Annotated in this window: 26 protein-coding genes and 1 pseudogene; 9 read left to right on the top strand and 18 right to left on the bottom strand. The window is 68.8% G+C overall.

The features are described from left to right. Window positions 1-55: 55 nt before the first annotated feature. Window positions 56-244 (bottom strand): hypothetical protein, encoded by a 189-nt coding sequence (locus ABT115_RS05905; RefSeq protein ID WP_351784514.1) that lies wholly within the window; start codon window positions 242-244, stop codon window positions 56-58. Window positions 245-464: 220 nt separating this feature from the next. Here ABT115_RS05905 and ABT115_RS05900 point away from each other — a divergent pair, with 220 nt between their 5' ends. Together ABT115_RS05900 and ABT115_RS05895 are read left to right on the top strand one after the other, a co-directional pair. After that, window positions 465-1427, top strand: coding sequence for an SCO4651 family lipoprotein (locus ABT115_RS05900; RefSeq protein WP_351784463.1), 963 nt, complete (start codon window positions 465-467; stop codon window positions 1425-1427). Window positions 1428-1526: 99 nt separating this feature from the next. After that, entirely contained in the window at window positions 1527-1721 is a 195-nt protein-coding gene (locus tag ABT115_RS05895; RefSeq protein ID WP_351784461.1) for a hypothetical protein, read from the top strand. 108 nt (window positions 1722-1829) lie between these two features. Here the strand turns inward: ABT115_RS05895 and ABT115_RS05890 are convergent, their stop codons facing one another. Then, window positions 1830-2186, bottom strand: coding sequence for a metal-sensitive transcriptional regulator (locus ABT115_RS05890; protein ID WP_351784460.1), 357 nt, complete (start codon window positions 2184-2186; stop codon window positions 1830-1832). 197 nt (window positions 2187-2383) lie between these two features. Between ABT115_RS05890 and ABT115_RS05885 the strand changes: the two genes are divergently transcribed. Together ABT115_RS05885 and ABT115_RS05880 are read left to right on the top strand one after the other, a co-directional pair. Continuing rightward, complete coding sequence (locus ABT115_RS05885) at window positions 2384-3004, top strand: DUF47 domain-containing protein (RefSeq protein WP_093899728.1); 621 nt, start codon at window positions 2384-2386, stop codon at window positions 3002-3004. Window positions 3005-3010: 6 nt separating this feature from the next. Then, a complete protein-coding gene (locus tag ABT115_RS05880) occupies window positions 3011-4009 on the top strand; it encodes an inorganic phosphate transporter (RefSeq protein WP_351784458.1) in 999 nt (332 codons plus the stop codon). Window positions 4010-4274: 265 nt separating this feature from the next. Here ABT115_RS05880 and pstB read toward each other — a convergent pair whose 3' ends face one another. The 11 genes from pstB to mshD form a co-directional block, all read right to left on the bottom strand. Next, entirely contained in the window at window positions 4275-5051 is a 777-nt protein-coding gene (gene pstB / locus ABT115_RS05875) for a phosphate ABC transporter ATP-binding protein PstB (protein WP_351784456.1), read from the bottom strand. A 28-nt stretch (window positions 5052-5079) separates the two neighbouring features. Then, window positions 5080-6159 (bottom strand): phosphate ABC transporter permease PstA, encoded by a 1080-nt coding sequence (gene pstA / locus ABT115_RS05870; protein ID WP_351784454.1) that lies wholly within the window; start codon window positions 6157-6159, stop codon window positions 5080-5082. Further along, entirely contained in the window at window positions 6156-7151 is a 996-nt protein-coding gene (gene pstC / locus ABT115_RS05865; protein ID WP_351784452.1) for a phosphate ABC transporter permease subunit PstC, read from the bottom strand. Before pstC ends, pstA begins: the two co-directional genes overlap by 4 nt. Before the next feature lie 182 nt (window positions 7152-7333). Then, entirely contained in the window at window positions 7334-8473 is a 1140-nt protein-coding gene (pstS, locus tag ABT115_RS05860; protein WP_351784450.1) for a phosphate ABC transporter substrate-binding protein PstS, read from the bottom strand. 187 nt (window positions 8474-8660) lie between these two features. Then, window positions 8661-9071, bottom strand: coding sequence for an NUDIX hydrolase (locus tag ABT115_RS05855; RefSeq protein WP_351784448.1), 411 nt, complete (start codon window positions 9069-9071; stop codon window positions 8661-8663). Continuing rightward, complete coding sequence (locus ABT115_RS05850; protein ID WP_351784446.1) at window positions 9068-10066, bottom strand: CHAD domain-containing protein; 999 nt, start codon at window positions 10064-10066, stop codon at window positions 9068-9070. The genes ABT115_RS05855 and ABT115_RS05850 overlap by 4 nt, the downstream gene beginning before the upstream one ends. Further along, window positions 10053-12308: an RNA degradosome polyphosphate kinase gene (locus tag ABT115_RS05845; protein ID WP_351784444.1), complete on the bottom strand. Its 2256-nt coding sequence runs from the start codon at window positions 12306-12308 to the stop codon at window positions 10053-10055. The genes ABT115_RS05850 and ABT115_RS05845 overlap by 14 nt, the downstream gene beginning before the upstream one ends. Before the next feature lie 278 nt (window positions 12309-12586). Further along, on the bottom strand, window positions 12587-13564 hold the full coding sequence (locus ABT115_RS05840) for an ABC-2 membrane transporter-related protein (protein WP_351784442.1): 978 nt from the start codon (window positions 13562-13564) through the stop codon (window positions 12587-12589). Then, window positions 13561-14457 carry an ABC transporter ATP-binding protein gene (locus tag ABT115_RS05835; protein ID WP_351784440.1) on the bottom strand — a complete coding sequence of 299 codons (897 nt, stop codon included), beginning with the start codon at window positions 14455-14457 and terminating at the stop codon, window positions 13561-13563. Before ABT115_RS05835 ends, ABT115_RS05840 begins: the two co-directional genes overlap by 4 nt. Continuing rightward, entirely contained in the window at window positions 14454-14864 is a 411-nt protein-coding gene (locus tag ABT115_RS05830) for a GntR family transcriptional regulator (protein WP_351784438.1), read from the bottom strand. The genes ABT115_RS05835 and ABT115_RS05830 overlap by 4 nt, the downstream gene beginning before the upstream one ends. A 92-nt stretch (window positions 14865-14956) precedes the next feature. Beyond that, window positions 14957-15880 carry a mycothiol synthase gene (mshD, locus tag ABT115_RS05825; RefSeq protein WP_351784436.1) on the bottom strand — a complete coding sequence of 308 codons (924 nt, stop codon included), beginning with the start codon at window positions 15878-15880 and terminating at the stop codon, window positions 14957-14959. A 218-nt stretch (window positions 15881-16098) separates the two neighbouring features. Between mshD and ABT115_RS05820 the strand changes: the two genes are divergently transcribed. Then, entirely contained in the window at window positions 16099-17928 is a 1830-nt protein-coding gene (locus ABT115_RS05820) for a bifunctional metallophosphatase/5'-nucleotidase (protein WP_351784434.1), read from the top strand. Window positions 17929-18004: 76 nt separating this feature from the next. Here the strand turns inward: ABT115_RS05820 and ABT115_RS05815 are convergent. The 3 genes and pseudogenes from ABT115_RS05815 to ABT115_RS05805 all read right to left on the bottom strand — a co-directional run. After that, window positions 18005-18349: pseudogene (locus tag ABT115_RS05815) on the bottom strand (mycothiol transferase); the annotation flags it as partial. Between the two features lie 25 nt (window positions 18350-18374). After that, a complete protein-coding gene (locus tag ABT115_RS05810; protein WP_351784432.1) occupies window positions 18375-19055 on the bottom strand; it encodes a DUF5701 family protein in 681 nt (226 codons plus the stop codon). Between the two features lie 181 nt (window positions 19056-19236). Next, window positions 19237-19680: an ATP-binding protein gene (locus ABT115_RS05805; RefSeq protein WP_351784430.1), complete on the bottom strand. Its 444-nt coding sequence runs from the start codon at window positions 19678-19680 to the stop codon at window positions 19237-19239. 248 nt (window positions 19681-19928) lie between these two features. On the opposite strand from ABT115_RS05805, the gene ABT115_RS05800 reads away from it, so the two are divergent. From ABT115_RS05800 to ABT115_RS05785, 4 genes are all read left to right on the top strand, one after another. Next, complete coding sequence (locus ABT115_RS05800) at window positions 19929-20780, top strand: helix-turn-helix domain-containing protein (RefSeq protein WP_351784428.1); 852 nt, start codon at window positions 19929-19931, stop codon at window positions 20778-20780. A 13-nt stretch (window positions 20781-20793) separates the two neighbouring features. Then, window positions 20794-20988 (top strand): DUF397 domain-containing protein, encoded by a 195-nt coding sequence (locus ABT115_RS05795; RefSeq protein WP_351784426.1) that lies wholly within the window; start codon window positions 20794-20796, stop codon window positions 20986-20988. Window positions 20989-21399: 411 nt separating this feature from the next. Next, window positions 21400-21606, top strand: coding sequence for a hypothetical protein (locus ABT115_RS05790; RefSeq protein ID WP_351784424.1), 207 nt, complete (start codon window positions 21400-21402; stop codon window positions 21604-21606). A gap of 156 nt (window positions 21607-21762) precedes the next feature. Next, window positions 21763-22659 carry a phosphatidylinositol-specific phospholipase C gene (locus ABT115_RS05785; RefSeq protein ID WP_351784422.1) on the top strand — a complete coding sequence of 299 codons (897 nt, stop codon included), beginning with the start codon at window positions 21763-21765 and terminating at the stop codon, window positions 22657-22659. 93 nt (window positions 22660-22752) lie between these two features. Here the strand turns inward: ABT115_RS05785 and ABT115_RS05780 are convergent, their stop codons facing one another. Both ABT115_RS05780 and ABT115_RS05775 read right to left on the bottom strand, forming a co-directional pair. After that, on the bottom strand, window positions 22753-24171 hold the full coding sequence (locus tag ABT115_RS05780) for a sensor histidine kinase (protein ID WP_351784421.1): 1419 nt from the start codon (window positions 24169-24171) through the stop codon (window positions 22753-22755). Continuing rightward, window positions 24168-24896 carry a response regulator transcription factor gene (locus tag ABT115_RS05775; RefSeq protein ID WP_351784419.1) on the bottom strand — a complete coding sequence of 243 codons (729 nt, stop codon included), beginning with the start codon at window positions 24894-24896 and terminating at the stop codon, window positions 24168-24170. Before ABT115_RS05775 ends, ABT115_RS05780 begins: the two co-directional genes overlap by 4 nt. Window positions 24897-24952: the final 56 nt, after the last annotated feature.

Below are 24952 nucleotides of genomic sequence, written 5' to 3'. Positions count from 1 at the left end.
GCGGCTCACTATTTCCCCCGAGGTCGTAAGGGCCTGTCCGGGGTTGTGATCTGGATCAGGGCGCCGCGCTGTGTTCCTCGGCGTCCGTGCGGGCCCGGTCCCGGGAGCGGCGGGCCGGCCCGGACCAGCCGCAGCTGCAGCGGGCGGTGCAGAACGAGCCGCGTTCCACGGTCATGGCCTCGTGCCCGGAGGACACGGGGGTGGCAGGAGTCTGCGGGACCTCTTCGGTGCGTTGCACGTACACCCGGCCACGGTACTGGGCAGGGCCACTCGACGGTGTGGCGTACCGCGAGCGGCGTTACGACCTCACCCACGATTGGCAGCGGCCTCGCAGCGCCTGGTGCCTCCGCCTCCTTCTCCCACTGCCAATCGTGGGCGAGGTCGTTACGGGGGACACGGGCTGTCGTTATGCGGAACGGATGGGGGGCTCGGGCCGGCGGTACGTCGTTGGGGGATGGCAGGCGATGGTGGTGCAGCAGCACAGGTCCGGAGTCGGGGTGCGCGCTGTCTGCGCACTTGCCGTGGTGGGCGCGATGGCGGCGACCGCCGGATGCTCGGGCGGCGGTGGCGGCGGCCGAGCCATGGCCGATGAACGGGGCGGGGCCGACTCCCTCGACGTGGTCCACCGCGCGGCCGCGGTGCTCGCGGGGACGACGAGCGGGACCGGGGCGTGGACGGTGACCGGGGCGGCCACCCCCGGTGCCGGAGACCGGTCCGTTGCCGGAAGCGCCGAGGTGCGTACCTCGATGGAGACCGCGGCGGGCGGGACACGGGTGACGATCAGGGGCCGGGGAACGTACGACTTCCGCAGCCAGGTGGGCCGGCTCGAGGTCGTGCTGCCCAAGGACGCCGCCGGCGAGGACGGGCACCGTCCCATCACCGAACTGCTGACCCCCGGCGCGCTCTACATGATGAACCGCGGCGCCGGAGTGCCCGCGGACAAGTGGGTCAGGATCGACACGACGGCCCTGGAGGACGGCAATCTGGTCACCGGCGGAGTGACCGATCCGATGGCCGCCGCCGAACTGCTGCGCGGGGCACGGCAGGTGACGTACGTAGGAAGGGCCGAGCTCGCCGGGGTGACCGTGCGGCACTACCGGGGGACCTCGGACATCGGTCGGGCGGCGCGCGAGGCCTCGCCGAAATCGCGCGGGGCGCTGGCCGCGGCGGCGAAAGGGTTCCGCACGGACACGGTGCCGTTCGACGCGTATCTGGACGAACAGGGGCGGCTGCGCAAGGTGCGCCACCGGTTCAGCTTCGCCAATGAGGGGCTGGCGGTGGAGGTGGTGTCGACGACGCTGCTGTGCGGATTCGGGGTGCCGGTCTCCGTACGGCTGCCGGACGATCGCGATATCTACACCGGGAAGATCCAACAGGGACAGCCGGGCGCCGCACGGGCGGGGGTACGGAAGAAGGTGGGGGCGTAGGCATGCCGACGGGCGCGAGATGGTCCGTCCGTGCCATGCGCGGCGTGTGGTCCGCTCCCTACGCTAGGAAGTCGGCGACGGCAGTGAAAGGTGAGTGACGTGGTGACGCTCGGCACGCGAACCGTATCCGACCATGTGGCCCTCGCCGAGATCGAGCTCTGCGGTGAGCTGATGATCGCAGCGTCGGCCGCGATCGGGGAACGGCTCAGTGCGGACCGTATCGACGAGGTGCTGAACGTCCGGGTGATCGCCGAACGAACCACCGTCCCCCGGCAGACCGACCACCGAGGGTGAGGCGGGGCCCCGCCCCGCACCAGGCATCCCGGCCGCACCAGGCATCCCGGCCGCACCAGGCATCCCGCCCCGCACCAGGCATCCCGGCCGCACCAGGCACCTTCCGTATCAGGTACGGAGCAGGCGGGCGATGGCCTTCGTGGCCTCCTCGACCTTCGCGTCGATCTCCTCGCCTCCCTTGACCGCCGCGTCGGCGACGCAGTGCCGCAGGTGTTCCTCCAGCAGCTGGAGCGCGAAGGACTGGAGAGCCTTCGTGGACGCCGAGACCTGGGTGAGTATGTCGATGCAGTAGACGTCCTCGTCGACCATACGCTGCAGACCGCGGATCTGGCCCTCGATCCGGCGCAGCCGCTTGAGGTGCTCGGCCTTCTGGTGGTGATAGCCGTGTATACCCCGGTCGTGGTCGGTGACGACCGGTTCCGTCTCCGTGGCGGCGGTGGTCCCGGCGGCCTCGGTGGTGGTCATTGCTGCCTCCCGTTTTCTCTCTTTCCCGCCGTTGCATACCCCCGGCGGGTATATTCTAACGAATTCTGCCGAACCGTGACCGGGGGCCCGTGCTCGTCACTCTGCGCGATGCGCGACACTGAAGAATGCCGGTTTGCGTGGCCGGATGATGCGCCTAGCATCAGCCTGACCGAATCCAAAGCACCCGAGGACCCCACGTGCGCTTTCGTCTGACCCCCAGGGAGACGAGCTTCTATGACATGTTTTCCGCCTCCGCGGACAACATCGTCACGGGCTCGAAACTCCTGATGGAACTGCTCGGGGCGGACTCTGCCTCCCGAGTCGAGATCGCGGAGCGCATGCGGGCAGCGGAGCACGCGGGGGACGATGCCACCCATGCGATCTTCCACCAGCTGAACTCCTCTTTCATTACGCCGTTCGACCGCGAGGACATTTACAACCTCGCTTCGTCGCTCGACGACATCATGGACTTCATGGAGGAGGCCGTCGACCTGGTCGTGCTGTATCAGGTCGAGGAACTCCCCAAGGGGGTGGCGCAGCAGATCGAGGTGCTGGCCCGGGCGGCCGAGCTGACCGCCGAGGCGATGCCGGGTCTGCGGACGATGGACAACCTCACCGAGTACTGGATCGAGGTCAACCGTCTGGAGAACCAGGCCGACCAGATCCACCGCAAACTGCTCGCTCATCTCTTCAATGGCAAGTACGACGCCATAGAGGTGCTGAAGCTCAAGCAGATCGTGGACGTACTGGAAGAGGCGGCCGACGCGTTCGAGCATGTCGCCAACACGGTGGAGACCATCGCGGTCAAGGAGTCCTGAACCAACGTGGACACCTTTGCGCTGATCGTGACCATCGGTGTCGCGCTTGGCTTCACGTATACGAACGGCTTCCACGACTCGGCGAATGCCATCGCCACGTCCGTCTCCACCCGGGCACTCACGCCACGTGCGGCACTGGCGATGGCCGCGGTGATGAACCTTGCCGGTGCATTCCTCGGCAGCGGTGTGGCCAAGACCGTCAGTGAGGGTCTGATCGCGACCCCCGAGGGGAACAAGGGGATGGGAATCCTCTTCGCCGCGCTCGTCGGTGCGATCATCTGGAACCTTGTCACCTGGTACTTCGGGCTGCCGTCGTCGTCCTCGCACGCGCTGTTCGGCGGCATGGTCGGTGCGGCGCTCGCCGGCGGCACGCTGGTGCACTGGGACGGGGTGCTCGACAAGGTCGTCATCCCGATGTTCCTCTCGCCGATCATCGGTCTGGTCGTCGGCTATCTGGTCATGGTCACGATCATGTGGATATTCCGGAAGACCAACCCGCACAAGGCCAAGCGCGGCTTCCGGATCGCCCAGACGGTCTCGGCCGCGGGAATGGCGCTCGGCCATGGTCTGCAGGACGCGCAGAAGACGATGGGTGTCGTCGTGATGGCCCTGGTCATCGCCGATGTCGAGAGCCCGAGCGAGCCGATTCCAGTCTGGGTGAAGGTCGTCTGCGCGCTGATGCTCTCGCTGGGTACGTACGCGGGTGGCTGGCGCATCATGCGGACGCTCGGCCGGAAGATCATCGAGCTGGACCCGCCGCAGGGGTTCGCGGCGGAGACGACGGGCGCGGCGATCATGTTCGGCTCGGCGTTCCTGTTTCACGCGCCGATCTCCACGACACATGTGATCACCTCGGCGATCATGGGTGCGGGCGCCACGAAGCGGGTGAACGCGGTGCGGTGGGGTGTTGCCAAGAACATCATCCTGGGGTGGTTCATCACGATGCCGGCGGCGGGGCTGGTAGCTGCCGCGAGTTACGGGGTTGTGGCTCTGCTGTTCGGGTGACGGGGCGCGGGGGTTGCCGGGGTCGTCCGGTGGCCGCTTGTCCTTTCGCCCGGCGTGTGGGTTGTACGGAAATGGGGCCGCCCCCACTCCCTCTGCGGGGAGCGGGGGCGGCCCCTTCGCCTTGTGGTGGCACCGCCATGCAGCACCTCAAGGCCGTCTGGGGACGAGGCCGGTTCATCGGGGGCGAGGCGGTTCGCCGGTGGAAACCCACCACCGGGCGTAACCACCCACGCCCCCGGCCCACGTCGGCCCCGTTGCCGGGTGACTATCCGAAGCGGCCCGAGATGTAGTCCTCGGTTGCCTGGACGGACGGGTTGGAGAAGATGCGTTCCGTCTCGTCGATCTCCACGAGCTTGCCGGGCTTGCCGACCGCCGCGAGGTTGAAGAACGCCGTGCGGTCCGAGACACGGGCCGCCTGCTGCATGTTGTGCGTCACGATGACGATCGTGAAGCGCTCCTTCAGCTCGCCGATCAGGTCCTCGATGGCGAGGGTGGAGATCGGGTCCAGGGCGGAGCAGGGCTCGTCCATCAGCAGCACATCCGGCTCGACCGCGATCGCGCGGGCTATGCACAGGCGCTGCTGCTGGCCGCCGGAGAGCCCGGAGCCGGGCTTGTTCAGCCGGTCCTTCACCTCGTTCCAGAGGTTGGCGCCGCGGAGGGACTTCTCGACGATGTCCGACAGCTGATTCTTCTTGTACGAGCCGTTCAGCTTGAGGCCCGCCGCGACATTGTCGAAGATCGACATGGTCGGGAAGGGGTTCGGACGCTGGAAGACCATGCCGACCGTGCGGCGCACGGTGACCGGGTCGACGTTCGCCCCGTACAGATCCTCGTCGTCCAGCAGCACCTTGCCCTCGACGCGGCCGCCGGGAGTGACCTCGTGCATCCTGTTCAGGGTGCGCAGGAAAGTGGACTTGCCGCAACCGGACGGGCCGATGAAGGCGGTCACGGAGCGGGGCTCCACGGTCATCGAGATGTCCTCGATGGCGAGGTGGGAGCCGTAGTAGGCGGACAGGCCGCTGACGTCGATGCGCTTGGCCATCTGAATCACCGCTTCTTTCGTGCCGCGGTCAGCGGCCGGTCTTCGGGGCCTTCCAGCGGGCGATGCCGCGGGCCACCAGGTTGAGGATCATGACGAAGGCGATCAGGACCAGAGCGGCGGCCCAGGCACGGTCGTACGACGCCTCGCTGCCGATCTTGTACTGCTCCCAGATGTAGAACGGGAGCGAGGACTGTGCACCTTGGAAGGGGTTGGGGTTGATCAGCTGGCTGCCGAAGACCAGCAGCATGACCGGCGCGGTCTCACCGGCGATCCGGGCGATCGCGAGCATCACACCGGTGGTGATGCCGCCGATCGCGGTGGGGATGACCACCTTCAGGATGGTGCGCCACTTCGGGATGCCGAGGGCGAGCGATGCCTCGCGGAGCTCGTTCGGGACGAGCTTGAGCATCTCCTCGGTGGAGCGGACCACGACCGGCATCATCAGGATCGACAGGGCCAGCGAACCCATCAGCCCGGACGGCTGGAGATTCATCATCAGCATGATCGACAGGATGAAGAGACCGGCGACGATGGACGGGATACCCGTCATCACATCGACGAAGAAAGTGACGGCCTTGGCAAGTGCGCCCTTGCCGTACTCCACCAGATAGACGGCGGTCAGCAGGCCGATCGGGACGGATATCAGGGTGGCGAGGCCGACCTGCTCCAGGGTGCCGATCAGCGCGTGGTAGACGCCGCCGCCCGGCTCGATGCCGGGGACACCGGCCATGGAGTGGGTCAGGAAGTAACCGTCGAGGACCTTGATGCCCTGGCTGACCGTGGTCCACATCAGCGAGAACAGCGGGACGACGGCGAGGAGGAAGCACACCCAGACGATGCTGGTGACGAGGCGGTCCTTGGCCTGACGCTGGTTCTCGACGACCGTCGTCGTGACGTACGAGATGACGACGAAGAGCAGGGCGGAGAAGAGTCCCCACTGGGTGTGGCTGCGCCAGCCCGCCGCCACGCCGATACCCACGCCCAGCGCGATCGCGACGGCCGCGAAGGCGAGGGGGGCCCAGCGGGGCAGGGCCCGGCTGTTGAGGCTGATCTTGGACGCCGTCGGGGTGGGGCGTTTCTCTATGCCGGTGTTGGCTGCCTGGCTCATGCGTTGGCCCCCGAGTATTCCTTGCGGCGGGCGATGATCAGCCTGGCCGCGCCATTGACCAGCAGGGTGAGGACGAAGAGCACGAGGCCGGAGGCGATCAGGGCGTCGCGCCCGAACTCGTCGGCTTCGTCGAACTTCGCGGCGATGTTCTGGGCGAACGTTCCGCCACCCGGATCGAGCAGATGCCCGGAGATGACGAAGCTCGGCGACAGGACCGTGGCGACGGCCATCGTCTCGCCGAGCGCACGGCCCAGGCCCAGCATCGAGGCGGAGATCACACCGGAGCGGCCGAAGGGGAGCACCGAGAGACGGATGACTTCCCAGCGGGTGGCGCCGAGGGCGAGGGCGGCTTCCTCGTTCATCTTCGGGACCTGGAGGAAGACTTCGCGGCTGACACTGGTCACGATCGGCAGGATCATGATCGCGAGCAGGATGCCGACGGTGAAGAGCGAGCGGGCGACGCCGACCTCGGTCTTGTCGAAGATGTACGTCCAGCTGAAGAACTGGTCGAGCCAGAGGTTCAGGCCCTCCAGGTACGGGACCAGGAAGAGAGCGCCCCAGAGGCCGTACACGATGCTCGGTACGGCGGCGAGCAGATCGACGACGTACGCGAGGGGCGTGGCCAGCTTGCGCGGCGCGTAGTGCGAGATGAACAGGGCGATGCCGACAGCGACCGGGACGGCCAGGACCATCGCGATGACCGAGCTGACGATCGTGCCGTAGAGGAGGACCGCGATGCCGAAGACCGGCGGGTCGCCGGCCGGGTTCCAGTCGAAGGTGGTGAAGAAGTTGCCTTCGTTCTCGGATACGGCGAGCACCGAGCGGTAGGTGAGGAACACGGCGATCGACGCCATGATCACGAGCAGCAGAATGCCCGAGCCCCTTGAGAGGCCCAGGAAGATCTTGTCGCCCAGGCGCCCGGTCTTGGGCCTGGTGCGCTTGCGCGCCATCGGCGATGCCGGCGGCGGGTCTATTGGTGTGGTGGAAGCCATGGTCTTTCCGGTCTGTGTGGGGGAGCGGTGGGCTCCCCTGGCGGCGGTGCACCGGATGGGTGGTGGCGGGCCGGTCCGGAGGGGTGCACCGGACCGGCCCGCCGGGTGTCGCTGATGTCGCTGACCGTGCTACTGGAGGCGCTAGCGTGCCTCGGCTGCGTGCCTCGGCTCGCTTGCCTCGGTTACGACAGGGAGTCGATGGTCTCGCGGACCTTGGCGTTGATCTCGGTCGGGATCGGCGCGTAACCGGCTTCGGTGAGGAGCTTCTGGCCCTCGTCACTGGCGGTGTAGTTCAGGAACGACTTGACCGTGGGCAGGGTCTCGGCCTTGTTGCCCTTGTCGCAGACGACCTCGTACGTCACCAGGACGATCGGGTAGGCGCCTTCGGCCTTGGTGGTGTAGTCGAGGTCGAGCGCCAGGTCCTTGCCGGTGCCCTTGATCTTGGCGGCCGCGATGGCCTTGGAGGCGTTTTCCGGGGTGGCCTCGACCGGGGCGGAGCCACCGGTGTCGATGTCGACGGTGGAGATCGACTGCGAGGAGGCGTAGCTGAGCTCGAAGTAGCCGATCGAGCCGTCGACCTGCTTCACCTGGGAGGCGACACCGGCGGAGCCGGACGCGGCCTGGCCACCGGGGGCCGGCCACTTCTTCTCGGCCTCGTACTTCCAGTCGTTCGGGGCCGCGGCGCCCAGGTACTTGCCGAGGTTCTGGGTGGTGCCGGAGTCCTCGGAGCGGTGGAAGGCCTGGATGGCCTTGTCCGGGAGCTTCGTGCCGCTGTTGAGCTCGGCGATCGCCGGGTCGTTCCACTTCTTGATCTTGCCGTTGAAGATCTTGGCGAGGGTGGGGGCGTCGAGCGTGAGGTTGTCGACACCTTCCAGGTGGTAGCCGATGGCGATCGGGCCGCCGACCATCGGGAGGTTGATGCCCTGGCCGCCCTTGCAGATCTTCTTCGACTCGGCGACCTCTTCGGGCTTCAGCGCCGAGTCGGAACCGGCGAAGCCGACCGTGCCCTGGTTGAACGCGGTGATGCCTTCGCCGGAGGAGGAGGACTTGTAGTTGACCTCGACGCCCGAACAGGCGGCCATGTAGTCCTTGACCCAGAGGTCCATGGCGTTCTTCTGCGCGCTGGAGCCGGAGGCGAGCAGCTGGCCCTTGGCGTCGTCGCACTTGATGTTCGACGAGGCGCTCGTCTTGCCGCCGTTGCCGCCGGAGGCCTGGTCGCCGCTGTTGTTGTCCGAACCGCACGCCGTGAGGACCAGGGCGCCGGAGACGGCGAGGGCACCGAGCGCGGTGGCACGAAGCCGGTTCTTGCGCTGAAGCTTCACTTTCGGGTGTTCCTTCCAGGAGCCGCCGAGGCTGTGTTCGTTCTATGACGGCGTGCGATGTGGTGGGTGCTGCGGCGTTACGCCGCGCACTGTGTGCTGCCGAAGTTAGGCAGAACAGGTGAAGTGGTTTACGGGGGAGAGTGAACGGGAGGTGAACCGTGTCGAACGGCGCGGTACTGGAGCATGGTCAGGTGCTCGGCAGGTCGGCGAGCAGGGCGTCCAGCACATCCCGGTCGTGGGGCTGGGTGAGGCGGGTCCGGGCCGCCGTCGGGGAGAGCCAGCTCACCCGGTCGACCTCTGCGTTCGGTACGAAGGCGCCGCCGGTCGCCTCGGCCGCCCAGTAGGCGACTTCCTTGGGACGCCCGTTCGCGACGTACCGGATCGTGGGCAGCACGGCACCCGGCGTGCAGTGGTGGCCCGTCTCCTCCAGGACCTCGCGCCGGGCGCCGTCCAGTGCGGGCTCGCCGCGCTTCAGCTTGCCCTTCGGATGGGACCAGTCGTCGTAGCGGGGCCTGTGGACCAGGCAGATCTCCAGCTCGCCGGAGCGCTCCGACCGGCGCCACAGCACGCACCCCGCGGCGAGCACAGGCCCGCTCACGGTGCGATCACCGCTGCGGTCGCGTACGGCCAGTTCTCCCGGAACGCACTGCGCGCCGCCTCCACCTCGTGCCGCTGATCGGCGTGGAGCACCCCCAGGGCGTACGCGGTCGCGGGTGCGATCCGGGGCGTGCGGGCCGCCGATGCCGCTGCCGCGGCGGCCTCCGCCGCATCCCGGTGCAGATCGAGTGCGTGCCCCGGCGCGGCCAGGACCGGGTCGGGGGCGCCCCGTACCACCTCATGGGCGTACCGGTGCAGGCGCAGCAGCAGCCGGGTCCGGTGCCAGGGGGCGTCCTTTGCCTCGTTGTACGGCTCGACCGCTCCGTCCGAGCGGAGCGCGGCCACCGCACCGAGCAGCTGCTGTTCGGCCCGGTCGGCGGGCCCGTGCAGCATCTCCTCGGCCGGAGCCGTGGCCGCCGTGGCGAGCGGCACCTCGGAGGCGAGCAGCGCGATGGCGTCGGCCACCGCGTGGAAGCGGGAGGAGCCGAGCGCCTGGAGCGCCGCGGAATGGGCACGGGTCCGGGCGAGGGTCAGCTGCCGTTCGAGCAGCGCCCCGGCCCGGGCCGCGCCGACGCCGAGGGCGGCGCGCTCCTTGTCGCCGGCGGCATTGGAGCCGGATCTTGTACGAGCGGCGGGCAGCGAGGTGCCGGACAGGGCGTGCAGCGCTTCGAGAAGCCGGTACAGCCGGGTCGCGTAGGCGTGCTCCCGGGCCAGGGTGCCCGACAGCCAGGCCAGTTCGGTGCGGAGCTGCTCGGCCCAGGCCGTGTCCAGCGCCGCCCGGAAGGTGTGCAGCGTGCCGCTGATCCGGCGGCACGAGCGGCGCAGCGCACTGGCGGCTTCCTCGGCGTGGTGGGTTCCGGCGTCCGTGGGGGTGCTGTGCTCGCGGTGCAGGCGCAGGCTGCGCAGGAATTCGGCGGCCTGTTCCTGCAGGTAGGGCGCGAGCACCGCCCCTGCCGTAAGGTCCGCCTGCGTCGTCTGGTGGTCATGGCGTCGCACGCCGGCGCCTCCGGGCGTCAATGAGCATTTCCTGTACGTGCCGCAGCGGTTGGCCATCCCCGTCCGTGGCGTGTCTGGTCCAGTTCCCGTCGGAACCGAGGTGCCAGGAGGAGGTGGTGTCGGCCATGCCGGTCTCCAGGAGCCGGCTGAGCGCGGCGCGGTGGGCGGGGTCGGTGACCCGGACCAGTGCTTCGATCCGGCGGTCGAGGTTGCGGTGCATCATGTCGGCGCTGCCGAACCATACTTCGGGTTCGCCGCCGTTGCCGAACACGAAGATCCGGGAGTGTTCGAGGAAGCGGCCCAGTATCGAGCGGACCCGGATGTTCTCGGAGAGGCCGGCGACGCCGGGGCGGATCGCGCAGATGCCGCGTACCCAGATGTCCACCGGAACGCCCGCCATCGCGGCCCGGTAGCAGGCGTCGATGACCGCCTCGTCGACCATGGAGTTGACCTTGATGCGGACGTAGGCGCTCCGCCCGGCCCGCTGGTGCGTGATCTCCTTGTCGATACGGGAGATCAGCCCGTCGCGCAGGGACCTCGGAGCGACCAGGAGGCGGCGGTAGGTCTCGCGGCGGGAGTAGCCGGAGAGCCGGTTGAAGAGGTCGGAGAGGTCCGCGCCGACCTGCGGGTCGGCGGTCAGCAGGCCGAGATCCTCGTACAGCCGGGCGGTCTTGGGGTGGTAGTTGCCGGTGCCGACGTGCGAGTAGCGGCGCAGGGTGTCGCCCTCCTGGCGGACGACGAGCGAGAGCTTGCAGTGCGTCTTGAGGCCGACGAGCCCGTAGACCACATGGCAGCCGGACTCCTCCAGCTTGCGGGCCCACTTGATGTTGGCCTGCTCGTCGAAGCGGGCCTTGATCTCGACGAGTACGAGGACCTGCTTGCCGGATTCGGCAGCGTCTATGAGGGCTTCCACGATCGGGGATTCGCCCGAAGTCCGGTACAGGGTCTGCTTGATGGCCAGGACTTCGGGGTCGGTGGCGGCCTGCTCCAAGAACGCCTGGACGGAGGTGGAGAACGAGTCGTACGGGTGGTGCAGGAGCACGTCGCGTTCGCGCAGGGCGGCGAAGATGTCGGGCGCGGAGGCGGATTCGACCTCGGCGAGATCGCGGTGGGTGCCCGCGATGAATTTGGAGTACTTCAGCTCCGGCCGGTCCAGGGACGCTATGCCGAAGAGCCCGGTCAGGTCGAGCGGGCCGGGCAGCGGGTAGACCTCGGCGTCGGACACCTTCAGCTCGCGTACCAGCAGGTCCAGCACGTACGGGTCGATGGACTCCTCGACCTCCAGGCGGACCGGCGGGCCGAAGCGGCGCCGCATGAGCTCCTTCTCAAGAGCCTTGAGGAGGTTCTCGGCGTCGTCCTCCTCAACCTCCAGGTCCTCGTTCCTGGTGACCCGGAACATGTGGTGGGCGAGGACCTCCATACCCGGGAAGAGCTCTTCGAGGTGGGCGGCGATGACATCCTCTATGGGCACGTACCGCTGCGGCGACGCCTCCAGGAAGCGGGTCAGCAGTTGCGGCACCTTGACCCGGGCGAAGTGGCGGTGGCCGCTGACCGGGTTGCGTACGACGACGGCGAGGTTGAGCGAGAGACCCGAGATGTACGGGAAGGGGTGCGCCGGGTCGACGGCGAGCGGGGTCAGCACGGGGAAGACGCGCTGCCGGAAGAAGGTGAACAGACGGGCCTGTTCCTTCTCGGTCAGCTCGGGCCAGCGGATCAGCTGGATGCCCTCGTCGGACAGGGCGGGGGCGACGTCCTGCTGGTAGCAGGCGGCGTGCCGGGCCATGAGCTCGCGCGAGCGGGTCCAGATCAGGTCGAGGACCTCGCGGGGCTGGAGTCCGGAGGCGGAGCGGGTGGCGACTCCGGTGGCGATACGTCGCTTCAGTCCGGCCACCCGGACCATGAAGAACTCGTCCAGGTTGGAGGCGAAGATGGCGAGGAAATTAGCTCGTTCGAGGAGAGGCGTCGAGGGGTCCTCGGCCAGTTCCAGTACCCGTTCGTTGAACGCGAGCCAGCTGCGTTCCCGGTCCAGGAACCGGTCGTGGGGGAGTTCGCTGCCGTCGACATCGGGTTCGTACGCGTCGACGTCGCCGTCGATGTCGGGATCGAGGTCGGCCCTGGTCGACAGCACGGCGCTGTTGGCCGCGGACGAGGCGACGGCGTGCGGCCGGTGCGCGGCGAGCGAGCCGACCGACGGCTGCACCGTGGGCTGGACCGGGATCTCGGAGCTGGGCTGCTGGCTCATGGCCCTATTGTTCCGCGCCGGGGGCCCCGAGGGCGCGCCGACTGGTGCGGAGACCGCGGGAAACTCACGGTTCGTGTGGTTCGCGCGGTTTCCACCGGGATTTCTCCCGTTGCGGGCGGTCGGCACAGCTGGCTGCATCCTGAGAGGGTCGCAAGCCCGTCTGAATGGCTGGTAACGGCGACATGACGTGCAGGAAGCGGTGTGCCGTGGGCGGATTGGTCATATGAACCGTGTCCGGGCGCTTTCGAAGGGCCCGGTCACGGGGCGTGGAGAGCCTCTCAGCCGTGGCGGCGGCGCAGCACCCGGAAGGCCAGGGCGACGGCCAGCGCGCCCAGGGCGAGCAGGATGCCGGTCTCGACGAGCTGGAGCGGCCAGAAGTGCGAGGCGGGGTGGTAGTCGACGTATCGGTGGGTGATGTCCTTGTCGGTCAGGCACTGCTTGAGGTCGGTGAGCCCGCTCAGGCATGCATTTTCGGGCAGCCGTTCGCCGCTGCTGGTCACCCAGCCGTGTCTGATATCGACGGCCCCTTTGGGGAACCGGTAGTCGTTCCCCAAAGCCTTGAACGTGTCCGTCAGCGTGGGCCACAGATCGTTGCGCACGGCGTTCAGGGCCATCACCAACGCGCCGTATCCGATCACGGTCACGACCATCGCGGTGACGGTGCGCCGCAGCAGCAGCCCGGCGAGTGCGCCGAGGGCCAGCATGCACAGGGCGTAGCCGACGGGGACGGTGCCGATCGAGCCGTAGACCAGACGGTCGTACCACTCGCGCGGGTAGTGCGTCGTGTTTCCCCGGGCCCGTGCCCAGGCGCAGGCGGCCGAAAGCACGGAGACGGAGACCAGCGTCACGACGGCAGGCACGGCGAGCTTGGCGGCGAGCCAGCGGGCGGGTGTCACGGACTGGGACCACGCCACCTGGTAGGTGCCGCTCTCCAGCTCACGGGCGATCACCGGGCCTGCCACGAAGATCCCGGTGAACGCGGGGAGGAGCAGCATCAGCAGGCCGGACCAGCTGAGGACCTTCCCCATCCACAGCTCGCGGTCGAGGAAATCGCGCACCGTGTCGCCGCAGCCGGCCACGGTGTGCTCGACCGAGCAGCCCGTCGCGGCGAAGGCGTCCGCGACATGGTCGGTCCACAGCCAGGCACCGACCAGGACGGCGATGACCAGGACGGGGAGTGCGGCCATGACCTGCAGGGCCCGCCGGTGCTGGGTTACGACGACGCGGGCCGGTCCGCGCAGAGCGATCGTGCTCATACGGCAGCCACCTCCCGGCCGGCCTCGGCGCTCGGTGTCAGCAGAGCAGGCGCCTGTGGGGACCGCAGATGCGCCAGCAGCAGTTCCTCCAGCGAGAGCTCCGAGGCCTCCCATACGGTGGCGTCCACGGGGCCCTCCCTCCGCACCAGCGTCGTCTGCAGACGCCCTGTCGTGCGGGACTCGACGACGGTGTGCGGCGCGGTGTCCCGTACCGGACCGGTGAGCAGGGCGTGTGCGGTGAGCAGGTCGTCAGTCTCGCCGCCGAGGCGGACCCGGCCGCCGTCGACGAGCAGGAGGTAGTCGCAGGCGCCCTCCAGCTCGGTGAGGATGTGCGAGGACATCACAATGGTGGTGGAGTGCTCGGCGGCCTCGGCCATCAGCGCGCCCATCAGCTGGTGGCGGGCAAGCGGGTCGAGGTCGGCCATCGGCTCGTCCAGCAGGAGCAGCTCGGGCCGCTTGCCGAGGGCGAGAGCCAGCGCGAGCCGGGTGCGCTGGCCGCCGGAGAGGGCCCGGACCGCAGCGTCGCGCGGGAGCTCCCCGGCGATGCGCTCGGCGGTGTCCTGGTCCCAGGTGGCGGGGTTCAGCTCGCTGCCCACCCAGAGGGTCTCGGCGACGGTCAATTGCGGGTACAGCGGCTTGTCCTGGCCCACGAAGGCCATCCGGGCCCGTGTCTTTCCGGGCGTCCCGCCCAGCACCCGTATCGTGCCCTCCGCCGGCTGCAGGAAGCCTGCCGCGAGGGCGAGCAGCGTGGACTTGCCCGCACCGTTGGGGCCGACAAGAGCGCACACGCGCCCGGCGGGCAGCCGGAACGAACAGTCGCGCAGCGCCCAGCCCCCGCCCCTGCTCCGGTACTTCATGCCGAGGCCGATGGCCTCGATCGCAGCGCCTGTCATCCGGTCTGCTCCCCCTCGAAAGTCTTGTCCAGTACGGCGGTGAAGAGCGCGCTCACGTCGTCCTTCTCCAGTCCCGCCGCGCGGGCCCGGCGGGCCCAGTCGGCGAGCTCGGCGCGCAACGGCGCGTCGTCGGCGGCCGCAGCGCCGCCGAGGGTCCGCGTGACGAAGGTGCCGAGCCCGCGCCGGGCCTCGACGAGGCCCTCGCGCTCCAGCTCCCGGTAGGCCTTGAGCACGGTGTTCGGGTTGATGGCGGTGGCCTCGACGACCTCGCGTGCGGTGGGCAGCCGGTCGCCGGGCTCCAGCAGGCCGAGGCGGAGGGCCTGTTTGGTCTGCTGGACGATCTGGAGGTACGTGGCGACACCGCTGCGCCGGTCGATCCGGTACTCGACTGCCGCGGACTCCGCCATGTTCAACCCCCTTTCACTAATTAAGTAGTGGAAGCATGGCTTAGAGAAGGGGCGGCGTCAAGCGACACCGCCCCCGGGGGAGTTGTAATTGTTCAGGACTCCGTGCGGTACATCAGGTCCATCTCGTGCGTCGCGAAGCCCAGCCGCTCGTAGAGGGTCAGTGCCGCCTTGTTGTCCGCATCGACGTAGAGCATCGCGGTCGGCAGCCCCTCGGCGGCCAGGTGGCGCAGTCCGATCGCGGTAAGCGCCTTGCCGAGCCCGCCGCCCTGCGCGTCGGGCCGGATACCGACGACGTACACCTCGCCGAGTTGCTCATCGGCGTGCACCTTCGTCCAGTGAAAGCCGATGAGCTCGCCCTCACGCTCGGCCAGGAAGAACCCCTTCGGGTCGAACCAGGGCTCCGCCTTGCGGTCATCCAGGTCCCGCTGGGTCAGCGAACCCTGTTCGGGGTGATGGGCGAAGGCGGCACGGTTCACCGCGAGCCAGGCGGCGTCGTCCTCGCCGGGCACAAAGGTGCGGATGGTGACGCCGGGCGGCAGCACCGGCTCCGCGATGTCCATCGGGCTCAACGGGCGGCGCAGTTGACGCAGCTCGCGGAAGAGGGAGAGGCCGAGGACCTGCGAGAGATGCCGGGCCGCGGACTTCCCGCCATGTGCCCACACCCGCAGCCGCTTCCCCGTCGCGGCGAGCAGCGCCGCACCCAGCGCCCGCCCGTGCCCCTGCCCGCGGTACGCCGGATGCACCACCAGCTCGGCGGCCGGTGCCTCGACGGGGTCGGTGTCCTCCAGCTGCGCATAGCCAACCAGGACCGACCCGCTGGTGAGCAGCAGATGCCGCACCCCCTCGCGCCGCCCGCCCCGCAGCTGCAGCCGCCCCTGCTCGGACACGGCCTGCCTGCCGTCGGAGCGGGCCGCCTCGGCGAGCAGATCGGACACCGCCTGGGCCTGTTCGGCGGAGAGTGCGTCGAGCGTCTGGATCTCCCGCCCGGGGGCGGGCAGAGGTACGTCAGTCGTCATGTGTACGAGCGTACGGGGGCGAGGCGGCGGTTGGCGGGTGTCACGAGGCCGGGGCGGTCCCGGCGTGGGTCCTCGGTGCCGGAGCGCCTGCCGGGCGATGGCAACCAGTTCGTAACCATGCGCATCTGTCGCGCTACGCGCGTTGACCCTAGGCTGCGCACGAAGTCTCCAGACTCCTCAACACTCTTTGACCCTCTGCTGAACTCACAAGGGGACAGATGTCAGCGACACCGCAGAAGAACCGCGCGTCCCGGCGGATGCTCGCCGCCGCGGCCGGACTCGCCACCGTCGGCGCACTCGTCGCCGCGATGCCGGCCGACGCCCAGGACCGCGGTCACGGCCACCACAAGCCGGCCCGTACCGTCGACGTACAGCTGCTGTCCTTCAACGACCTGCACGGGAATCTGGAGCCGCCGGCCGGATCGGCCGGCATGGTCATCGAGACGCAGCCCGACGGCGCGGCCAAGGAGGTTCGGGCCGGTGGCGTCGAGTACCTCGCGTCCTCGCTGCGCACCGCGCGCAAGGGTCACCCGTACTCGATCACCGCGGCCGGTGGTGACATGGTGGGCGCGAGCCCGCTGCTGTCCGGCCTCTTCCACGACGAGCCGACCGTCGAGGCGCTCAACAAGCTCGACCTCGACGTGACCAGCGTCGGCAACCACGAGTTCGACGAGGGCGCCACCGAGCTGGCCCGCCTCCAGAACGGCGGCTGCCACCCGGTCGAAGGGTGCTACGAGAAGGACAAGAAGTTCGAGGGCGCCGACTTCCCCTACCTCGCCGCCAATGTGACGAACGAGAAGACCAGCAAGCCGATCCTCAAGCCGTACACGGTGTGGAAGAAGAACGGCGTCAAGATCGGCTTCATCGGGGTGACCCTGGAGGGCACGCCGAACGTCGTCACTGCGGCCGGTGTCAAGGGCCTGAAGTTCCACGACGAGATCGAGACGATCAACAAGTACGCCAAGGAGCTGGACCGCCAGGGCGTCAAGTCCATCGTCACGCTGATCCACGAGGGCGGGGCACCCGCCTCCGCCTCGTACAACTACGACTGCGACAGCTCCGGCGCAGGCGACGGCATCTCCGGGCCGATCGTCGACATCGCCAAGGGCATCACGCCGAAGGTCGACGCGCTGGTCACGGGCCACACCCACCAGGCGTACGTGTGCACGATCCCGGACCCGGCCGGCAACCCGCGCCTGGTCACCTCTGCGTCGTCGTTCGGCAAGGTCTACACGGACACGACCCTCACCTACGACCGCCGCACCAAGGACATCATCCGTACGTCGGTGAAGTCGGCCGGTGCCTCGAACCCGAAGTCGGCGAACCACATCGTCAGCCGGGACCAGCGCAGGGCCTCCGACATGAAGGCCTTGATCGCCCGCTGGAACGCCCTCGCGGCACCTATCGCGAACAAGCCGCAGGGCCACATCAGCGCCGACATCGACGGCCGCGGCTCCAAGGCCCTGGAGAAGCCGCTCGGCAACCTGATCGCGGACGCCCAGCTGGAGGGCCTGGCCCCGGCGGACAAGGGCGGGGCGGTCGTCGCCCTCATGAACCCGGGCGGTATCCGGGCGGACCTGGTGTACGCGTCGGCCGACGGCAAGTCCGACGGAGTGGTGACGTACGGGGAGGCCTTCACCGTGCAGCCGTTCACCAACATGATGAACGTCGTCGACCTGACCGGCGCCCAGCTGATCACCGCGCTCCAGCAGCAGGTCAGCGGCTCCAACGAGGCCGGCCCGAAGATCCTCCAGGTCTCGAAGGGCCTCACGTACACCCTGGACATGACGAAGACGGGCGCGGCCCGCGTGGTCACCGACACCATCAAGCTGAACGGCGAGGCGATCGACCCGGCGAAGACGTACCGAGTGGCGATGAACGAGTTCCTGGCGGGCGGCGGCGACGGCTTCGCGGCCCTCGGTCAGGGCACCAACAAGCTGGTCGGCGCGTCGGACCTGGACCTGTTCAACGCTTACCTGGCGGCCCACTCCTCGGCCGCCGCGCCGCTGGCCCCGCCGGCGACGGACCGGATCACGATCATCCAGTAGCTCACGTACGCGTGGTTCGGGGCGGTGGGCCGGTCGGGCCCACCGCCCCTTTTGGTTGCCCGGTCAGGCGTCCCGGTCAGGCGTCCCGGGCCACGCGTTCCAGCCGGTTCCGGTGGTTCTCCCACCACTGGGCGTCGCCCGGCGGCATGTTGTCGTTGCCCTTGTTCATACCGACGGCACCGTCCGTTAGTTCGCGGAGGATGTCGGCATACCCGGCGTGCCGGTGGGTGTCCGCGATCACGCGCACCGCGGCATGGTGCAACGTCACCTCGTCCCGCCCGTCGGGCCACCACGGCACCCTGCCGACCCTGTCCAGCGGAAGCGCGTCGATGGTCGCGTCCGCGTGTGTCCATGCCCGGCGATAGAGGTCCACGATGTGTTCACGCGGCGACGAATGAGCCGCCCTGTCCGGCTCCGCGGCTTCCCCAACGCCTGGTGGCGCGTCTTTAGGAGCCCTGGAGCCGGCGGCCCGTTGCGGAGGCGAAGCCCAGCCAGGTGTGCCGGTTGCCCGCCCAGCACCAGCCGATCTTGGGGGCGTTGCGGCGCTCGCGGCCGTCCCGCCCGGTGCCGTTGCTGATCCAGATCGCCGGGGTGCGGGCGTCCAGGGTGCCGTTGGCTTTGCGCAGCCGGGAGCCGATGGTCATGAAGCAGTGGTTGCGCTCCAGGACGGCGGGCTGCTGCAGCACCCAGTGGATGCCCTCGGTGAGCAGGAACGGCGTACGGGCCTCGGCCGTCAGGGCGGGCAGTGCCTCGTTCGGGCTCCAGTTGGCCATCCGGTCGCCGCGATCGACGCCGGTGAGGAGGTAGAGCGGGGCGTCGGGCAGCTCGACCGTGTCGAGCGGAGCGAAGAGGTCGACATCGGGCATGTCGACAACGACAAACCCCGGCTTGCCCTCGCGGCGCAGCAGCGGCGCGAGAACGGAGGCCGGGGCCCGGTCCGGGTGAACGGCGAGCAGGCCGCCGTCGCAGTCCGCAGCGTCCTTGGCGGCTTCGGCGAAGCCCCGAAGCTCGGCGGCGGGCAGTCCGGCGATCTCGTGCACTCCCAGCTCGATCAGCCGCTCGGCCTGGGTGCTCAAGGCGGGGAGCGAGGAGGGAAGGGTGGGGATGACAGGCGTGGCTTCTGGCACGATGCTCCCTGGGATAGCGACGCGGACGGGCCCAGAGGGAACGCGATGGTTCGCGGAAATGTTCCCGTAGCTGCCGCTGCCGCTGCCGCTGCCGCTGCCGCTGCCGCTGCCGCCCACCCTGATCTCCAGCCTTGTTCCTGAATGTGGGTCCGTCAGCGTGCTGGCGGACCCTTCCTGGGTCTCAGGAAGCTGTCCCGAGCGTGAACCAGACCGCCTTCCGGCTCGGAACGCCGCCGCCAAGGATGGTCGCACCCCAGGCCAGGGCCAGCCGTTCCACGAGCAACAGCCCCTGGCCACCGACCCGTTCTGGTTCAACGCGGAAGTCCGTCGGCTTTGGCAGCGCCCAATGGGCGTCGTCCGTGACCGCGACCGTGACCCGCGAGCGTAGGACCATCGCCTCAACGCCGATCACTGACGTACGCGTATGACGGTGCGCGTTGGTGACCACTTCGGTGACGCACAGGCGTGCGTCGTCGACGAGATCGTGCGGACTGCTGAGGCTGAGCAGCGATGCGATGAAGTCCCGTGCGAGCTTCGCGGCGCATGCGGTGCTGGGCAGGGCGAGCCGATAGGTCTCGTTGTCGAGTGGGCCCGGTGGCAGAGGAGTTGCGGTGGCGGTGCTCATGTCGTACTCCCAACGCGGTGCGGTCTGAACGGGTGCGTCGCTCGTTGTCCGTGGCGATGGCCGCGAGGAAGGCGCGGTTCAATATGCCTCCACACAGCTGCACTTCGGATGTACCGGTGTGCGGCGCGGGTGTTGTGGCCACGCTAGCGTGGATGTATCAACTGTTGTTTGGGATCCAATAACTAGTGCTGTAAGTGGACCCTTTCGGGGGATGTGGCCACACTGGGATTCGACAAGAGGAGAGGTTGATGCCACCGAGGAAGCCCCCTACCGCGCGGCAGCGTCGACTGGGTGCGGAGCTGCGCAAGATGCGGGAGCACGCCGGTCTGACACCGACCGAGGCAGCGGCTCTGTTGGGCACGGATCGCACCACCATCAGCAACACCGAATCGGGTCGGTTCGGGGTGAGTGGCGCGCGGGTGCGCGCCTGGTCCGACCACTACGCGTGCCACGACACGGCGTATGTCGATGCGCTGACCGAAATGGCAGAGGAGCGGATAAGGGGGTGGTGGGAGGAATATCGGGGCGAACTTTCGGGGAGTGCACTCGATTTGGCGGAACTGGAGCATCACGCGGTCGGGTTCCGGTCGGTTCAGATCATGCATATGCCCGGCTTGCTTCAGACAGAGGACTACGCGCGCGCCGTCTACGCCGAAGCCTTGCCCGCGCCGACTCCTGCGAGCCTTCGACGTAGGCTCTCGCACCGGTTGAGGCGCAGAGACGTCCTTGACCGACCGAATCCGCCCACTTGTACGTTCCTGATCCACGAAGCGGCTCTGCGGATGCAGTACGGCGGGCGCAAGGTGGCGGCCGGGCAGCTCGAACACCTTCTGAAGGAGTCGGAGCGCGACAATGTCACCGTGCGAGTGATCCCGTTCGCGGCGGGCGGCTTCCCGAACGCCGGTAGTTCGACTCACTATGTCTATGGTCCGGTTCCGCAGCTCGACACCGTACAGACGGATGCCCTGTTGGGTTCTGGATTCGTCGACGCCGAGGCTCGGCTCCGGGTCTTTCGGGCGGTGCTCGACCGTACGGAAGGGCGGTCGCTCGATCCGCAGAGTTCGAAAGACTTCATCAAAGAAGTCGCAGAGCAAGTATGAAGGCGTGAGAACCATGGAAATTCAGTGGCGAAAGTCGTCCAAGTCGGCAGATGCCGACGGCGACAACTGTCTGGAACTCGCCGAGTACGGAGGGGAGATCCTCATGCGTGAGAGTGACAACCCCGACGTGGTCATCCGTACGACCCGGGCCAAGCTGCGTGCCTTTCTCGGCGGTGCGAAGGAAGGAGAGTTCGACGATCTGGCCTGATCTCTAGCTCTCTCGCTCCAGGCGGCTCCCATCGGTGCAGGTGGGGGCCGCTCGTTGCGTTTGGTCACGGTTTGAATCGATCGAGACGTAGCATTCACAAGGTATCTACGCATCACTCGTTAGATATGCAACGCTTGATACGGGTCGCTCAACGGGCTAGCTTGCCGTGTGCCGTCCACCGGTATCGCTCGGGGTGAGGCCGGTTCCGTCGGCATAACTCCTCGACGTACTGAGCCCGTTGAGGAGCCCGCAGGGGCTGCTCCTTGCCCGCGCTCGTCACGCCGGTGACGGGCAAGGGGCGGCCGCGACACCGCACCGGAAGGCCGGCCGTGGATGACATGGATGACTCGGAACATGCCATCACTTCCGTGGCATGGGAGTTCCGGGTGCGAACGAGTCGTATACCGGTCGATGGAGGCCGGCGAGGTCGCCGAGATGTCCGTCGGTACGGTCGACGATTGCGCCGAGGCGATCCGTCGCATCCGCGTAGAGGCACGCGACCTGGCATCGGCGTTGCCGCCCATCGAGCGGCACCGCGAGCTGAGTTGGGTGGACGGCGGCGGCTGCACGGCGCGCTCGCCGCGCTCCACCGGGGTGAATCGTGCGGCTTCGCGCTGAGCCACCGGGGCTGCTGGATCGAGTGGACCGCACGTCCGCGCCCCGCGTACGCGGCCGGTGACGGCGACCGCAACAGCGGTCCGCCCTGTTCCGATTTTGACGTGCGCTCGTCATAATTCGAGGGCTCTTCCCCCACCGCAGACGGAGGCGCCCCGCATGAGCAGCCCGTACGCCGGTTCGCGTCGCACGTTCCTGGCAGGCGCACTCGCCGCAACCGCCACTGTCCTCCTGGGCACGGGCTCCGCCGAGGCCGACGCCCGGCAGGCCCTCACCACTCAGGACTGGATGGGTGCCCTCCCCGACGCCACCGCCCTGCAACGTCTCACGATTCCCGGTTCGCACGACTCCGGAGCCCGGTATGGCGGTCCCTGGGCGGAGTGTCAGAACACCACGATCGCGGACCAGTTAGCCAGTGGGATCCGTTTCCTCGACGTGCGGTGCCGGGTCACCGGCGGCTCCTTCGCGATCCACCATGGGGCCTCGTACCAGAACATGATGTTCGGCGATGTCCTCGGTGCCTGCTGGGACTTCTTGGCCGCACACCCCACCGAGACCGTGCTGATGCGGGTGAAGCAGGAGTACTCGGAGGAGAGCGACGCGACCTTTCGGGTCATCTTCGACGACTACCTCGACGTACGGGGCTGGCGCCCGCTGTTCCGCATCGACCCGGCGCTCCCGTCACTGGGCCAGGCCCGTGGCAAGGTCGTACTGCTCGCGGACAACGGCGGACTGCCCGGCGTTCGCTACGCCGACCCTGCGGTCTTTGACATCCAGGACGAATACATGGCGGAGCCGTTCGCCAAGTACCCCAAGATCGAGGCCCAGTTCCGCAAGGCTGCCCAGCAGCCGGGGAAGCTGTACATGAACTACGTCAGCACCGCCGCGCTGATGCCGCCGCGCTGGAACGCGGACCGGCTCAACCCGCAGGTGCAGTCGTTCCTCGACGGCTCCGAGGCGGCCGGGTGGACCGGCCTCGGCATCGTCCCACTGGACTTCCCCGCCACCCGGCCAGGCCTCGTGGAGTCACTGATCCGGCACAACCCGGGGCTCTGAGGAGCACGGAGCGATGTTCTGGCCGGCCGCCGCGGCCGGGGCCCAGACGTCCGTGGACGCCGGATCGGAGACCGAACCCGGTTGCGAGCCGGCTCAGAGATCCGGCGGCGGCTGCGGCGCACCCGGCAGCCTGATCGACGCCACCGTGCCGTCGCCCTCCGCCGGGCGCAGGGTGATGGTGCCGCCCGACTGCTGGATCGTGCGCGCGACGATCGACAGGCCCAGGCCCGAGCCGGGGAGCTGGCGGGCGGACGGGGAGCGCCAGAAGCGTTCGAAGACGTGGGGGAGTTCCTCGGCGGGGATGCCGGGGCCGTGGTCCCGTACCGTCAGTTCGCCGTTGCGCAGTGCGACCTCGATCGTGCCGTGGGGCGGGCTGAACTTGACCGCGTTGTCCAGGACGTTGACCACCGCCCGCTCCAGCGCGGCCGGCTCGGCCCGTACGTACCAGGAGGTCAGGTCCGCCCTGATCGTCAGCTCCGGGCCACGCAGCCGGGCCCGTTCCAGGGCCGTGTTCGCGATGTCGTGCAGGCCCACGACCTGGAGCGGGCCGGGGTTCGCCGCGTCGGGGCGGGCCAGTTCCTGGAGGTCGCCGATGAGCGAGGCCAGCTCGGTCATCTGCGCCTTCACCGACTTCATCAGCGCCTTGCGGTCGTCCGGCGGGATGGCCCGGCCGGTGTCGTCGCTGCGGGCGAGGAGTTCGATGTTGGTACGGAGGGACGTCAGCGGTGTCCGCAGCTCGTGGCCCGCGTCCGCGATCAGCTGGGCCTGGCGGTCGCGGGAGCTGGCGAGGGAAGCGGTCATCGAGTTGAAGGAGCGGGACAGCCGGGCGATCTCGTCCTCGCCCTCGACCGGGATGCGGACGGTGAGGTCCTCGGTCCGGGCGACGTGCTCGACCGCCTCGGTGAGCTCGTCGACGGGGCGCAGGCCGGTACGGGCGACCCAGAGACCGGCCGCGCCCGCCCCGACGACGCCGACGCCGGAGACGACCATGAGGACCCAGGCGAGGGTGGAGAGCGGCTTGTTGACCTCGCTCGACGGGCGGGCGATGGAGACGGCGATGTTGCCCGACGTCCCACCGGGAGCGGAACCGGTCCGCAACAGCGGGTAGGTGTAGACACGCATCCTCGTCCCGGCCTCGGTCTTCGCCGAGTGCAGGGCGTCGGGCCGATCTCCTGCGGCCACCGCGATGTCGGCGGTGCTCACGGAGAGCGGCGGCGCGTCGGGGGCGATGCATACCGTGCCCTGGGAGTCGACGAGCTGAACGGTGTACCCGGTGAACGACGAGGGCGGCACCGCGGTGCCGCGGCAGTAGGCGTACAGGTTCGTCAGGTACTTCGTGTCGACCTTGGAATGGCGCAGCGAGTTGTCCATCTGCTGGTTCAGCTGCGCCCTCGTCACGACCCAGCAGGACGCTGCTACCGCCGCCACCGCGACCGCCACCGCCGTCGCCACCAGCAGCGCGAGCCGGGAGCGCAGCGGCAGGGCACGGAGTCGGCGCAGAGGCCCGGTCATCCGTCACCGCCGCCGGAGCGGAGCGCGTAACCGACCCCGCGAACCGTGTGCACGAGCCGTGGTTCGCCGCCCGCCTCAGTCTTGCGGCGCAGGTACATCACGTACACGTCCAGGGAGTTGGAGCTGGGTTCGAAGTCGAAGCCCCACACCGCCTTGAGGATCTGCTCGCGGGTCAGCACCTGTCGCGGGTGTGCCAGGAACATCTCCAGCAGGGTGAATTCGGTACGGGTCAGCTCCACCCGGCGCGTGCCCCGGGTGACCTCGCGGGTGGCCAGGTTCATCCGCAGATCGGCGAAGGCCAGCACATTGTCGTCGGGGACGCTGCCTGCCGCGGCCGCGTACGAGCTGCGGCGCAGCAGGGCCCGGATGCGGGCGAGGAGCTCGTCCAGCTCGAACGGCTTGACCAGGTAGTCGTCGGCGCCCGCGTCGAGACCGGTGACACGGTCGCCGACGGTGTCACGGGCGGTGAGCATCAGGATGGGTGTGGTGGTGCCTGCGGAGCGGAGTCGGCGGGCCGCCGTCAGCCCGTCCATCCGCGGCATCTGGATGTCGAGGACGATGAGGTCGGGGGTGTACGACTCGGTTCTGGCGAGGGCGTCGAGACCGTCGACGGCGACCTCGGTTTCGTACCCCTCGAACGCGAGGCTGCGCTGCAGGGCCTCACGCACGGCGGGCTCGTCGTCGACGATCAGGATGCGCTGCGGATCGTCTTCGGCGGGGCTCATCGCTCCATGTCCTCTTCTCGTTGCGGGCTGCCGGGGCGGGCCTTCGGGCCTCCCCT

Origin of the sequence: Streptomyces sp. NPDC001832 (genome assembly GCF_040297265.1) — a bacterium.
GTDB lineage: Bacteria > Actinomycetota > Actinomycetes > Streptomycetales > Streptomycetaceae > Streptomyces.
Note: the sequence above shows the minus strand (reverse complement) of the source record. Positions and strands in the feature narration are given on the sequence as shown.